Here is a 13,881-nt window from a genome sequence, read left to right on the forward strand (position 1 = left end):
CCATGCCCACACTGACTCTTCCCGCCCCCGCCAAACTCAATCTCTTTTTGCACATCAATGGGCGCCGGCCGGATGGCTACCACAACCTACAAACCCTGTTTCAATTATTGGATTACGGCGACGAGCTGTCGTTTACCGTAACAGGCAACGGCAACGACATTGAATTTAGCTGCAGCGACCCAGCCCTGGGCGGCGGCGATAATCTTGTGGTGCGCGCCGCCAAATTGCTGCAGCAAGCAGCGAATCGGCCAGTGGCTGCTAAAATACATCTAACCAAGCGCTTGCCTGCGGGCGGCGGCATCGGCGGCGGCAGCTCCGACGCCGCAACCACCCTGTTGGCGTTAAACCACCTTTGGGGGCTGCACCTAGCGCAAACTGAGTTGTTGCTGATTGCTCGCCAATTGGGCGCCGATGTGCCGGTATTCGTCTACGGCCAAAGCGCTTTTGCCGAAGGCGTAGGCGAGCAATTGCAAGCAGTTGATTTGGCTGATAATTGGTACGTTGTGCTGGCACCAGCCTGCCATGTATCCACAGCAGAAATTTTTTCACACAAGGGTTTGACAAGAGACACGCCCGTCATTAAAGTAGCGGCCTCTTTGCAGCACGGCACCCAAAATGACTGCCAAGCACTTGTGCGTGAGTTATACCCGCCGGTTAAATCGGCACTGAATTGGCTCGGTCAATTTGGCCCTGCAAAACTCACGGGAACTGGAGCTTGCGTTTTTTTAGCGGTGAGTAACGAGCAAGAAGCGCAGCGTATATTAGGCCAAAAGCCAGATGCTCTGGGCGGTTTTATTGCTCGCGGTGTTAACCAATCACCGGTGCTATCAATGCTTGCAAAGCAAATTGCTACTGGGGTGTAGCCAAGCGGTAAGGCAGCGGGTTTTGATCCCGTCATGCGAAGGTTCGAATCCTTCCACCCCAGCCATATTCCAAAAGTGTGGTTGTAACTGGCTATCTAAATAGATACACACCAAGATAGATACACAAAATGAACAGCTACAATCCTCTAAGCCTATCCAGTTGCGCACTCGGCCTTCCTTTTCGCTGCGCAACGATAGCTGCCGGTCTTAGATTCAACCCCCTTTTTATTAACCACACAGGTAATGCTTGTGGCTGATCTAATGCTATTTACCGGGAACGCCAACCCGGACCTTGCTCACGCGATTGCTGACCACCTCGGTATCCCAGTTGGGGATGCTACTGTGGGTAAGTTCTCCGACGGCGAAATTACTATTGAGTTAAATGAAAACGTTCGCGGCCGCGATGTTTTCATTTTGCAGACGACCTGCGCTCCCACCAATGACAACTTAATGGAGTTGATCTTTATGGTGGATGCACTGGGCCGCGCCTCCGCAGGCAGGATTACCGCCGTTGTGCCCTACTTCGGCTACGCCCGGCAAGATCGTCGAGTTCGGTCTTCTCGAGTCCCGATTTCGGCCAAAGTGGTTGCCGATATGATGGTAGCCGTGGGCGTGGATCGCGTACTTACCGTGGACTTGCACTCTGAGCAGATCCAGGGCTTTTTCGCAGTACCTGTAGATAACGTTTACGGTTCCTCAGTATTGCTGAACGACATTGAGCGCCAACACTACGAAGACTTAATCGTGGTATCGCCAGACATCGGCGGCGTGGTACGCGCCCGTGCATTGGCAAAACAACTCGGTATTGACCTGGCCATCATCGATAAGCGTCGCCCACAAGCCAACGTTGCTGAGGTGATGAACCTTATTGGTGATGTATCCGGCCGCACTTGTATCCTGCTGGATGACATGGTCGATACCGCCGGCACGCTGTGTGGCGCAGCCAAAGCACTGAAAGACTTTGGTGCTAAAAAAGTCATTGCCTACTGTACCCACCCGGTATTGTCTGGCAAGGCAATCAGCAATATCAACAATTCTGAACTGGATGAGCTGGTGGTCACCGACTCAATCCCGTTAAGCGAAAACGCCAAGCAGTGCGAGCGTATTCGTGTATTGAGCTTAGCGCCGATGCTGGGTGAATGTGTTCGCCGCATCTGCAACGAAGAATCTTTGAGTGCAATGTTCCGCTAGCGGAGCTTTCACCAAAGCTAACCATCCACGCCTAGCGTGGTTTTATTAACCTGCAACAACTCTGGTCGCAAGAGTGTTGTGAAAATTAAGGACTTTACAATGTCTGAAGATTTCGTATTAGACGCACAAGTTCGCGAACTGACAGGGAAAGGTGCGAGCCGCCGCCTGCGTCGTGAACAAGGCCTGGTTCCAGCCATCATCTACGGTTTGGATAAAGAGCCTCAGCAAATTACTTTGGCTCACAAAGATCTGGTCAAGCAATTGGAGAACGAAGCGTTTTATTCTCACATTGTTACGCTGAACGTTGGCTCTAGCTCTGAACAGGTTATTTTGAAAGACCTTCAGCGCCACCCAGCCAAAGCAATTGTTCTGCACGCTGACTTTCAACGCGTAGCGGCGGACCAAAAGCTGACCACCAAAGTACCTCTGCACTTCATTAACGAAGCCAGCAGTGTTGGTGTTAAAACCCAAGGCGGTGTAGTAACTCACAACATCACTGAATTGGAAATCTCTTGTTTGCCGAAAGATTTGCCAGAGTTCATTGAAGTTGACGTTCAAGCCCTTGAAGTTGGCCACAGCCTGCACATTTCTGAGCTTACCCTGCCAGAAGGTGTTACTTCCGTTGATCTGACCCACGGTGGAGATCACGACTTGGCCGTTGTCACCATCTCCAAAACTCGCGGTGCTTCTGACGCTGACAGCGAAGAAGAAGGCGAAGACGCCGGCGAAGAGTAATCTTTGCCACGGTGGGGGCACTGGCCCCCACCCACCTACCCTCCTACCGAAATCACTGCCGTGAATACGCCCATAAAACTGTTAGTTGGCCTGGGTAATCCAGATGCCCAATATCAACATACCCGCCACAACGCCGGCTGGGATTTTGCCGCTCTTATCGCCCAGCAATACAGTGGCGAATTAAAGCCAGAAAGTAAATTCTTTGGATTAGCAAGCCGAGTTCTCATTGGTACCAAAGAACTGCGTATATTAATTCCCACCACCTACATGAATCGCAGCGGCCAAGCGGTTGCCGCCATGGCCAATTTTTATAAAATTGAACCAGAGGCAATATTGATTGCTCACGACGAGTTGGACATGGTTCCCGGCGTGGCGCGATTAAAGATTGGTGGCGGCCACGGTGGCCACAACGGCCTGCGCGATACCATTAGCGCATTGGGTAACAACAAAAATTTTGCTCGCCTGCGATTGGGTATTGGCCACCCCGGTAACGCCAAGCAGGTGAGCGGCTACGTGTTAAAACGGGCGCCGGATTCAGAGTACAAACTGACCGAAGACGCCGCTTACGAAGCTAGCCGAGTGCTACCCGATTTAATGGCCGGCGACTGGGCCGGCGCAATGCAAGCGTTGCACACAGCTACCGGTTAAACTTTTAAAAAATTGTCAGCCCACCTCAGGCAGGCGGGTGACTCATACAGGACAACAAACCATGGGTTTTAAATGCGGTATCGTCGGCTTGCCCAACGTGGGCAAATCAACTCTTTTTAATGCGCTTACCAAAGCCGGTATCGACGCAGAAAACTTTCCTTTTTGTACCATTGAGCCTAACTCTGGCGTGGTGCCCGTACCGGACCCTCGCCAAGACAAGCTAGCAGAGATCGTCAAGCCGGAAAAAGTCATTCCTACCACCATGGAGTTCGTCGATATTGCAGGCTTGGTGGCCGGCGCGTCAAAAGGCGAAGGCCTCGGCAACCAATTTTTAGCCAACATCCGCGAAACAGACGCCATCGCCCACGTGGTTCGCTGCTTTGACGACAGCAATGTTATCCACGTTGAGGGCAAAGTAGACCCTGCTGCAGATATAGAAGTTATTAACACCGAGCTGGCCCTAGCAGACTTAGACGGCGTAGAAAAAGCCCTTACCCGGTACACCAAGCTCGCTAAGGGGCAAGACAAAAACGCCCAGGCCATGAAAGCACTGTGCGAAAAGATTTTGCCGCACCTAAACGAAGCCCAACCACTGCGCTCGTTTGAATTAACCGACGACGAGCTGGCGCTGCTTAGACCACTGAGCCTATTGACGTTAAAGCCCACCATGTACATCGCCAATGTTGACGAAGAAGGTTTTGAAGACAACGCCCTGCTAGATACTGTGCGCGGCATTGCTGAAAGCGAAAACGCCGTGGTGGTCGCCATCTGTAACAAGCTGGAAGCTGAAATAGCGGAACTGGATGACGAAGAAAAAACCGAATTCCTGGCCGACCTAGGCATGGAAGAACCAGGCTTGAACCGAGTCATCCGCGCCGGTTACGAACTATTGGGCTTACACACTTACTTCACCGCCGGTGTAAAAGAAGTGCGCGCCTGGACCATCCCCATTGGCGCCACTGCCCCCAAAGCCGCCGGTAAAATCCACACCGATTTTGAAAAAGGCTTTATTCGCGCAGAAATTGTTTCCTACGACGATTTTGTAAACCACAACGGCGAACAAGGCGCAAAAGAAGCGGGTAAATGGCGTTTAGAAGGCAAAGAATATATCGTTAAAGACGGCGACGTAATTCACTTCCGCTTCAACGTCTGATCCCCCAAAACAAGATCAATGGGGTCAGAGCCATTGATTCTTGTCTGTGCTAAACCTGCCCCCGGCAGGTTTTTTTTCGCCTAATAAAATCGACTTATATATCAATGGGGTCAGAGCGATTGATACGTTGCTTACATCAATTGCTCAGATCAATCGCTCTGACCCCATTGATTTATCGACTCTGCTCATGAGAACAATCGGGTTTCGATAATTGTTCACTTTGGTGGAAGGCGGTAAGGTCTTAGCTCTTTTTTATTACGACCTTTCCGCTTATTAAATCGCTCTAATTTATGCCCACCACCAAGAACGAAACTTCACCCAATAATTCTATCCACCAATCGCAGCAGTCAGCCTACTGGAGCGGCGTGTTTGCCATGACGCTGTGCGTGTTTTCTTTGATCGCCTCGGAATTTATGCCGGTGAGCCTGTTAACTCCGTTAGCTGAAGATCTCGCCGTGAGCGAAGGCTTGGCCGGCCAAGGCATTGCTATCTCCGGCGCTTTTGCCGTGATCACCAGTTTACTGATCAGCCGGCTGGCCGGCGCCATAGACCGCAAAGCCCTTCTACTTTTGTTTACCGCGCTAATGGCGGTGTCCGGTGCAATCATCGCGCTGGCTCAAAACTACGCAATTTATATGGTAGGCCGTGCTTTTATTGGTGTGGTAGTGGGCGGCTTTTGGTCGTTATCCGCCGCCACCGCCATCCGCTTAGTGCCCGCCAAGGACGTCCCCAAGGCGTTGTCCATTTTTAACGGCGGCAACGCTTTGGCCACTATCGTAGCGGCTCCTCTGGGGGCTTATTTAGGTGCGGTGGTGGGCTGGCGCGGCGCTTTTGCCTGCTTGGTGCCCATCGCAATTATTGTATTTATTTGGCAGTGGCGAAGCCTCCCCTCTATGCCAGCCTTGGCGAATGAAGGCAAACCCAAAGGCTTTTTTCATCTGCTACGCCGCAAGCATATCGCCTTGGGTATGGCTGCCTGCGGGTCCTTTTTTATGGGCCAATTTATCCTCTACACCTACATACGGCCGTTTTTAGAGATCGAAACCGAAGTTAGTCCTTCAATGTTATCGTTAGCTTTGGTAACCATCGGCATTGCCGGCTTTATAGGTACAACGCTGGTTAATCTATTTATTAGGCGCAGCTTATTCGGCACGATTATCACCATACCGCTTTTGATGGCCGCTGTAGCCTTGAGCCTGACGGCTTTAGGGCATTGGTTACCTGGCGTATTTTTATTGCTGGCACTTTGGGGGCTGTTCTCAACTGCGGCCCCGGTGGGATGGTGGAGTTGGTTGGCGCATGCCATGCCAGAGGACGCAGAAGCCGGTGGCGGGCTCATGGTGGCTATTATTCAGCTGGCTATTGCGCTGGGTTCTACTGTAGGCGGCTTGCTGTTTGATTGGCATGGCCATATCAGCACCTTCAGCGCCAGCGCCGCGGTGCTGGTACTGGCTGCAATCATTGCTTGGTACACAGCCCAGAAAACTCCCGCTTAGCCCATATTTGATACCGAAAAAATCTGTATTAAGCCACCCCGGCATTCGGTTTAGAGGCCTTTTTAAGGCCTGCCAAAAACCAGCTACCTGGGCACAAGCGCCACACTTGGTGCAGAGCCCAGGGCCAGTAATTGGTTAGCCACAGCACTAACATCGCCGCTAGTGTAAGCACACCAAACCACAAGGTGGTTCCAATTTCTGCCCCGCGCAAAGCAACCATGGGATAGAGGGAGGCCAGCAAGAAAACCCAGGCCAATACTTGCAAAGCCCAAAACTCCAGCGGGGTAGGTGCACCTTTGTACACCCGCTTATATTCTGCCTTGCGGCAAAGCGTAAAGTGCAGAAACGCCGCACTACACAGTAAAAAACTGATAATCATCGATTTTCCTTCTTGCCCTACCCTAGGCTTTGGCTTCGTTTTTTGCGAATAGTCCTTTGGCCAGTTGAGCAAAGTCGCCAACCCGCTTCACTTTAACTTGGCTTATAAAAACGGCGGTTGCTGCAAAGGCCAAACCAGCGAAGAGGCTTACACCATCAAACCCAATTCGTTGCCAGTCTCCATTGCTGATAGCCGCTAACAAAGAGGTTGGCGATGTTAAGGTATCCACCAATGGTATTAATATGAGCAGCACCGATAACAAACCCAATTGCTGAATCCAGCCACTGCGATGGCGCCACACCCCAGCGTGTAGCAAGCACAGTAGCCACACACCAAAGAAAATACCGATTTCCTTTTCAGGCCGCGCCTCTAGGCCCACCGGCAACAACCGGCTGGCCCAAAAATACGCAGCTGTAGCAATCATTAGCCCGGCTATAGAAGCCAAATTAACGGCGTTGACCAGCTCATAGCCAAATTGGCCCTGCTGTTGTTTTTTTCGTTTGCGCACCCAAAAAATCAGCCCTGTGGCGACCATGGCCGTGCCCAGCGCACCGCTGATAAACAACGACCAACGCAGAATGGGGCCAGAGAATTTAGCCTGATGCAAAATCACCAACGAATTAGCAACGGCAGCGATGGCGTTCGGTGCCGACCGCGTGGCAACATCCTCCACAAGGTTACCTTGCCCATCGTAAATAAGCTGTTTGCCACCGCCACGGCCATTACTAAAGCGATCCCCCTCGGTTGGCGAAACCGTTATTTCGCTGCCTACACTGCCTGGCTTACTAACCTCCACCGAAGCCACCGGCTGGCCCCAGTGTTGCTCGGCGTGACTAATAATGGCCTGCAAAGGAGGTGGCTGGAAATTTGTAGGCGCCACCTGGGCCACAGGCCGACCAGCGCCGGCCCCATGGCGCTCTCTGGGTTCGTTATTCCAAAAAACCAAGGTGCCCGCCAATAACACCAAGCCGGAAAAGGTGATCATTAAATGAAAAGGTAGCGCAAACACCGCGGTGAAGGCATGGGCATCCAAAAACCCCCGCTGGGATTTTTGGGTGCGAAAACTGAAAAAGTCTTTAAAGATGTTCTTGTGGATAATAATGCCGGTGATTAAACCGATGAGCATCAGCATCGTGGCAATGCCCACAAGGGTACGGCCCACCTCTCGCGGTATGCCATAGAGCTCAAAATGAAAACGGTATAAAAAGTTAGCACCGGCAGTCTCCCTTGCCGATAATGCTTCTCCGGTACTGGCATCCAGCGTTTGCACCGGCCCTCCGCGACGACTCTCATCACCGGGGTTGCGCCAGCGTACATCCAAGGTTCTGTGCCGGTCGTCTGGCAGTTCTATGCGCCACTCTTGGGCCAGGGGCGCATGTTCCGTTAGGTACTGCACGGCTATTTCGGCGCTATTGTCAGCCGGCACGGATTGGTGCAATTCCGGCTCCATCCAGTAGGTGATCTCCTCGCGAAAAAATACCAGGGTACCGGTAAGAAATACGGCAAACAGTAACCAACCTAAAATTAAACTGCTCCAGGTGTGTAGCCACAACATAGAGGCGCGGAAGCCCGCTGCTTTCATGATGCAACTCCCTGGGGCGCTATCGCCCACCATGCCGCCCAGGCAAGTCCTGTAACACCCAAGGTGCTGAGCACGGCTTTGAAATGAGATTGCGGGGAAAAAACCCAGATGATGACGCAAGCGTAAAACACGAAAAACATCATGTTATTTAACGTGCGCGCCTCTTGCTTATTTAGGCTGAGCCCCTGGCCAAGCCATAAACACGCAACCATAGCCAAAACGTAGCCGGCCAACGCTGCGACCAACACTCGCGCCGTGACGCCAAGCCGGTCGGCAACAACTGGGCTGTAGCCTGAGAATTTAAACATGCGATACATCCGCGATAGCTGATCTTAAAAACAGAGAGCCGGCAGAGCAAAACTCTACCGACAGATTGCAGCACTTCCCTGTGCTGTAGCCGTGAGGATTTTAGAAGGAATAGCTCACGCTTAAATCCAGACGTCGACCATCCAATACAACACCGAAGGTGTCGTTGGTGACTTCTTTATTGGCAACGTTGTACAAGCCGAGCATTAACTGCAAGCTTTCCGTTGCGTTATAGGAGCCGCCGATATCAACCATGGTATAGCCGGGAGTGCCCTCACTGACCGAGGTGCGGCCAAGGTAATCACTGGTTTCGCCACGGTAGTTAACTCTGCCCCAAACATTCATGGCAAAATTGATGTCCCAATCCAGGCCAAGGTTGGCCATGCGCTTGGGAATTTTATTCAACGGCTCACCGGCAAACTCGCCAGACTGCAGCTCAGATTTGGTTAACGTCATGTCGGCAGTTAAGCTTAGCGCCTGGGTGAGGTTATATTTAACACTGGCTTCTAAGCCACGAATCTGTGCTTCGTCGATATTTTGGCGTGTACTTAAAAAATAATAGGTATTGCCGCCGTACTCACAGGTGTAGCTTAGGTAGTCATTTCGATCGACGCTGTCCGGCGATGTGCAATAACGATCTTCGGCAATTTTGTCTTTGAAGTCCGTTTGGTACACGGTGACCGAAGAGGATAGGCCCTTATCCCTATCGTGATAATGCAACCCCATCTCGTAGTTGATGCTGGTTTCTGGCTCTAGCTCGGAATTACCAACAATTAACGCCCGAGAAATAGAATCACCACTAGGGCTTAAATTAGGTGAACCGCCACCGCCGGTGCCTCGGCCGAAACCCTCCGTAGCGTTTGGTAGCGATGGCTGGGAATAACCCGTACTCACCCCGGTTTTTAGGGTCAATGAATCAGAGATGGTCCAGTTACCATAAATCCGAGGCGAGACATGGCCGCCGAACAATTCGTCATCGTCGTAACGCAAGCCGGTAGTAATGGCAATGTCGTCAAAGAAATTCCATTCCACTTCGGCAAATACCGCCGCAATCCAACGGTCCACCGTGGCAACCGCACCTGCAACATTGGCCGATAAAAGACCGTTAGTTTCATCCACCAGCTCTTCGGTTTTATAGCGGCCACCGAAGGTGTAAATATGTGGGCCGGCGGCATAATTCATTTGCGTGTTTAACGTAACAATTTCTTCTTCTTTATCATCGGTTTGTACGCGTTTTGAGGTGTCTTGCTGTAAGAACGTGCTGGTTGTTAGCGCGCCGTAACTGCCGTCATGGGTCAGCGTTAGCAGTTCTTTTTCGTACTCATAATTAGAAGGGTCAGAGTCAGCAGAGATCGATTTTCCCGGCGTACGATCAAATTCGGTATTAGCGTAATCATAGGAGAGCCCTATTCTATTGGACTGATTCGCTTGCCAAGTTAATTCGCCACCAAAACGTTGGGTATCAAGCTCCGGCTGACTCGATGCGCCATCATCACCGCCACTGAAGTCACTTTCGTCGGTATGCTCTAAGCTGCCGGTAACCGCTAAGCCAAGCACGTTGTCTATCAGTGAGCCGGCCAAATATAAATCCGTAGTATATTCGTCGTTGGTAATGTCATTCATGGAGTTGACGTAGTTGGCCGCCACATTACCCGTCCACTCCTGGGGCGTGGCACGGGTGATAATATTGATAACCCCTCCCATGGCCTCCGAGCCGTACAAGGAGGACATTGGCCCACGAATCACTTCCACGCGCTCAATCATGGCCAGTGGTGGCATGGCAATTTGTTTGCCGCCATCAGAGCCATTAGTGTTTATATTCCGGCCGGCAGAAATCGGGCGACCGTCGACCAAATACAGCGTGTAGGCGTCGTCCATCCCCCGGATACTGATGTCTTGCATATTGCCGCCACCATTAACGTAGACGCCGGGGATATCCCGCACAGCATCAACAATGGAGGTATAGGCTTGTTTGCGCAATTGCTCGGCAGTTACCACTGAAATAGAGGCTGGAGCATCGATAATTTTCTGTTGATAGCCAGCGGCGGTCACTACCACTTGCTCGATCTCTGAATCGGTAGCTGCATCCGATTGCGCAAGCGCCGTGCTTGCGGAGAGCAGCGAAGCCAGTATTACGGTGCTGCTGTGAGAGGCTATTACCAGTGGTCCCTTTGATATGGCGTTAATTGCCATAGTGTCGTACTCCTCTGAGTGATCTTTAATTCGTATATAGAGCTTACAAAAACGAGGCAGAAACTTTCCTTCTAACACGCGCCGACTGGTGGTCACTAATGAACTCTAACAACCAGTCTAGTGTCACAGGTGTGTATCTATCGTTTTTAGTTAATCAGGTAACGGATGCGCGCTATCCATAGCGCTTTGTAGAAACGCCGTATTTCCAGCGTTTTTCTAGTGTGAAGGAAAAATGTTAGCTAAAGTAAAATACTAAACTGCAGTCGACGATCTTAGGCATAAGTGATTAAAGTACACAGCATCGCTTTTGGGGTCTGTTTCTAGCGTCGCCATTACAGATAATTGCAAATCCTTCGTGCAATACAACTTCGCAGAGAAGATATAAGAAAATAAAATATCGAAGTTTTCTCTTCGGCCGTTCAGCAACTGTCTAAAACGGACGTCTCTGAAGGCTGAACAAAAATGCAATTCGCCACGTCTAAACCGGGCGTTAATGGATCTCTAAATCCTGCCAAAATTTCACTACCTATTGTTTGGTGTCGCTAGGCCAAGGTTATACACCGCGTAATTCCGTGTTTAAGGTTAAACATTTAAAAACGAACCTTAACCACTGGAACACCAAAATCAAAAATTATCCACAGGCACGCCCAACACGCCGTAAACGTAATTTGCATTTCACCAGCAAAGAGCAGATGGATTCGACAGTGCTGCGCTGCTGTAGGGAATAGATAAAAGAAACTAAAAATGATGAATAGATGCGGTATCGCTGCGCAATTGCTGAACTCAGAACACCTCGTCGGGGAAAGTCAGATACTTTGTTGACCCAATCCCTGCGTTTGTAGCACTGTCTCAAATTCAACCAAACCTAAACGCTAACAATTATCAATCACCAGCTAATTTCGCCATAGTAAAAGCTTTGTACAAATCATTAAACGCGACCAAATTTGAGCAAGATGCTCAGTATATTTGATGCATTCCTCTCATCAGTGAGGAAATCGATCGCCGCCCGTGGCTTTCGGTGACGATAATGATTTTCATTACCCCGCTGATTATTGCACCATATTTCCTATAAACAAAAGTGGCAAATGTGCAAAGATTGTGAATAACGTACACCGTTGATGACTAAGCTGTCAGGCCTACAGATGAGCCAAACTAGGCTTAAACAGACTCCAAGGATATGTCCAGTACCATTGCGTGATAGTGCCAATAAGTCTTGACACGGCCTCAGGTGTCGTCGATAATGCGCGCCCTCACCAAATGGCGGGCAACCAAATCGGTTATCGCTACTCGGTAAAGAGGCATATATAGTGGCTAGGTAGCTCAGCTGGTTAGAGCGCAGCACTCATAATGCTGAGGTCGGGAGTTCAAGTCTCCCCCTAGCTACCACTTCCCCCTTGCCTATACACAAAACTCCCCCAGCTACAAACCCTGGCCAAATCCGCCTGAAATATCCTTATCGGACGAGCATCTTTCTAACAATTCTCGGCCCTGCACAAGCAAACGGGCAAAGTTTGCACAACAATTACATGCAAGCCCTTTCCAAGCACGAAAATGACCTCCGGCGTTCCGCATTGATGGAAGAGCCCAATGACGGGCCATACACTATGGAAATAATGTGCACATCGCTCTCCCTCGTGTGACCATTTCTTTTAATTGAGGAAAGATTAAGGAATGGTTAGCCAAAACACTGATCATAGATAATTCTTCATAGTATTATTTTATTGAACTCGTCGAACGACGATCAAATAAGACATTCTCTGATTACGAATTAAGCGCCATAAAGCTTAGGATTTATGGGGATTTAGGTTAGTCAGTGGTGGATTTTTGATAGCTCGATCGGCGCTTGGGCAATAGCAATAATTAATTGCTGCCGCCCTAATGAATATTCAGTTAAGGCTCGAGCCATCTTATTGAAATAGAGGCTTTGAGATACGTGCGCGCTGCACGAAGAAAAAACGTTTTACGAACAAAACAATCATCACACAGGCCTGGGTCAACGCCTGTGTATCAGCCGCTTTTTTAGGAATCGTTACATGGATAACAGTACTCCCCCTAACACTCCCAAGCGAGGACGTTTGTTAACCGGAATTTTGGGAGGCGGTTTAGTGGCCGTGGTGGCTGGGGCCATCGTCTATTCCTTTTTGCCATCTTCCGATTCTCAATCCATGCCACCGCAACGCCGAGGTTGGGACAGCCCCGCCATAGTGCAGGCCCAGCCCGCGGTGATCGGCGACTTGCATGTGTTGGTTAAATCCATTGGCACAGTTACACCGCTGAATACAGTTAATGTTTCCAGCCGTGTTGGCGGCATCCTCGACAGCATTTTATTTAAGGAAGGCGCTACGGTAGAAAAAGGGACCGTTTTGGCCGCAATTGACCCACTGCCCTATGAGGCACAGCTAGAGCAAGTAGAGGGACAATTGCAACAAAACCAAGCAAAACTGGCGAATGAAAAATCCAATTTGGCACTCTACGAAACTCTGTGGGAACAAGATTCTATCGCCCGCCAAACCCTTAGTGATCAAAAGGCTCTAGTGAACGAGCTTTTAGGTACGGTTAAGGCAAACGAAGCTGCGGTAAAAGATGCTCGCTTGCAACTTTCATGGACGCAAATTGAAGCGCCGATATCGGGCATGCTTGGATTGCGAAAAGTCGACCAGGGCAACGTAGTCAGCACCGGCGACGCAGAAGGGTTAGTCACAATTACACAGATGCAACCCATTACCGTTAACTTCACCGTGCCGGAGGTTCAAGTAGGACCACTGCGCAAATCCTACCTTGGCAACCAAAAGATGGTGGTCGATGTATTAGACCGGGAAGAATCCAAAATTATTGCCACCGGCGAACTTACCACGCTGGATAACCAAATAGATTTAACAACCGGTACACTAAAAGTACGGGCGCAATTTGCCAACGATGATTTGGCACTTTTCCCCAATCAGTTTGTTAACGTACGCCTGCGCTTGTCCACATTAAATGCCGCTTTATTAATCCCTGGTGATGCCATTCAATACGGCACCAACCGCAGCTATGTTTACGTCATTACCGAAGGCAAAGCCTACGCCCGGGACATCGTGTTGGGAGAGGCCTCTGGTGACCAAGTACAAGTGATCGAAGGCTTAAAAGAAGGCGAATTGGTGGTGCTGGAAGGCCTCGACCGATTGCGCGATGGCAAGCAAGTTATTTTAGCCGATGCCGAAACCGGCCTTGGCGTAAGCCAGCCCCCCAGCAACGAGCCTGCTGAGGCACCGCCCGGCCGCCGTCCGGAAGGAGCCCCGCCGCCCAACGGTGAACGCCCAAAGTTCCGACGCCCTGAAAACAAACCGTCTTAACGG

11 protein-coding genes and 2 tRNA genes are annotated in these 13,881 nt (G+C 50.5%); 9 read left to right on the forward strand and 4 right to left on the reverse strand.

All coding sequences use genetic code 11. The features are described from left to right. Window positions 1–2: 2 nt before the first annotated feature. The 7 genes from ispE (at window position 3) to ACGHM3_RS18255 (ending at window position 6,086) form a co-directional block, all read left to right on the forward strand. On the forward strand, window positions 3–863 hold the full coding sequence (ispE, locus tag ACGHM3_RS18225) for a 4-(cytidine 5'-diphospho)-2-C-methyl-D-erythritol kinase (RefSeq protein ID WP_345426074.1): 861 nt from the start codon (window positions 3–5) through the stop codon (window positions 861–863). Beyond that, a tRNA-Gln gene (locus ACGHM3_RS18230) sits at window positions 854–928 on the forward strand. The genes ispE and ACGHM3_RS18230 overlap by 10 nt, the downstream gene beginning before the upstream one ends. A 178-nt stretch (window positions 929–1,106) precedes the next feature. Next, window positions 1,107–2,054, forward strand: a complete 948-nt coding sequence (locus ACGHM3_RS18235) for a ribose-phosphate pyrophosphokinase (protein ID WP_390517381.1) — start codon at window positions 1,107–1,109, stop codon at window positions 2,052–2,054. Between the two features lie 99 nt (window positions 2,055–2,153). Then, window positions 2,154–2,789, forward strand: a complete 636-nt coding sequence (locus ACGHM3_RS18240) for a 50S ribosomal protein L25/general stress protein Ctc (protein WP_345426078.1) — start codon at window positions 2,154–2,156, stop codon at window positions 2,787–2,789. A 60-nt stretch (window positions 2,790–2,849) separates the two neighbouring features. Further along, window positions 2,850–3,437: an aminoacyl-tRNA hydrolase gene (gene pth, locus ACGHM3_RS18245; protein WP_345426080.1), complete on the forward strand. Its 588-nt coding sequence runs from the start codon at window positions 2,850–2,852 to the stop codon at window positions 3,435–3,437. Between the two features lie 61 nt (window positions 3,438–3,498). Next, window positions 3,499–4,590, forward strand: coding sequence for a redox-regulated ATPase YchF (gene ychF, locus ACGHM3_RS18250; protein WP_345426121.1), 1,092 nt, complete (start codon window positions 3,499–3,501; stop codon window positions 4,588–4,590). A 290-nt stretch (window positions 4,591–4,880) separates the two neighbouring features. Next, window positions 4,881–6,086, forward strand: a complete 1,206-nt coding sequence (locus tag ACGHM3_RS18255; RefSeq protein ID WP_345426083.1) for an MFS transporter — start codon at window positions 4,881–4,883, stop codon at window positions 6,084–6,086. A gap of 28 nt (window positions 6,087–6,114) precedes the next feature. On the opposite strand, the gene ACGHM3_RS18260 is transcribed toward ACGHM3_RS18255, so the two are convergent. From ACGHM3_RS18260 to ACGHM3_RS18275, 4 genes are all read right to left on the reverse strand, one after another. Beyond that, complete coding sequence (locus ACGHM3_RS18260) at window positions 6,115–6,465, reverse strand: DUF3325 domain-containing protein (RefSeq protein WP_345426086.1); 351 nt, start codon at window positions 6,463–6,465, stop codon at window positions 6,115–6,117. 22 nt (window positions 6,466–6,487) lie between these two features. After that, complete coding sequence (locus ACGHM3_RS18265; RefSeq protein ID WP_345426088.1) at window positions 6,488–8,047, reverse strand: PepSY-associated TM helix domain-containing protein; 1,560 nt, start codon at window positions 8,045–8,047, stop codon at window positions 6,488–6,490. Further along, window positions 8,044–8,355, reverse strand: a complete 312-nt coding sequence (locus ACGHM3_RS18270; RefSeq protein WP_345426090.1) for a hypothetical protein — start codon at window positions 8,353–8,355, stop codon at window positions 8,044–8,046. The genes ACGHM3_RS18265 and ACGHM3_RS18270 overlap by 4 nt, the downstream gene beginning before the upstream one ends. Before the next feature lie 100 nt (window positions 8,356–8,455). Further along, entirely contained in the window at window positions 8,456–10,546 is a 2,091-nt protein-coding gene (locus tag ACGHM3_RS18275; protein ID WP_345426092.1) for a TonB-dependent receptor domain-containing protein, read from the reverse strand. Between the two features lie 1,309 nt (window positions 10,547–11,855). On the opposite strand from ACGHM3_RS18275, the gene ACGHM3_RS18280 reads away from it, so the two are divergent. Together ACGHM3_RS18280 and ACGHM3_RS18285 are read left to right on the forward strand one after the other, a co-directional pair. Next, window positions 11,856–11,932, forward strand: a tRNA-Met gene (locus tag ACGHM3_RS18280). A gap of 647 nt (window positions 11,933–12,579) precedes the next feature. Further along, window positions 12,580–13,878, forward strand: a complete 1,299-nt coding sequence (locus tag ACGHM3_RS18285) for an efflux RND transporter periplasmic adaptor subunit (RefSeq protein WP_345426094.1) — start codon at window positions 12,580–12,582, stop codon at window positions 13,876–13,878. Window positions 13,879–13,881 lie beyond the last annotated feature (3 nt).

This window comes from Halioxenophilus aromaticivorans, from assembly GCF_042850945.1.
Lineage (GTDB): Bacteria > Pseudomonadota > Gammaproteobacteria > Pseudomonadales > Cellvibrionaceae > Halioxenophilus > Halioxenophilus aromaticivorans.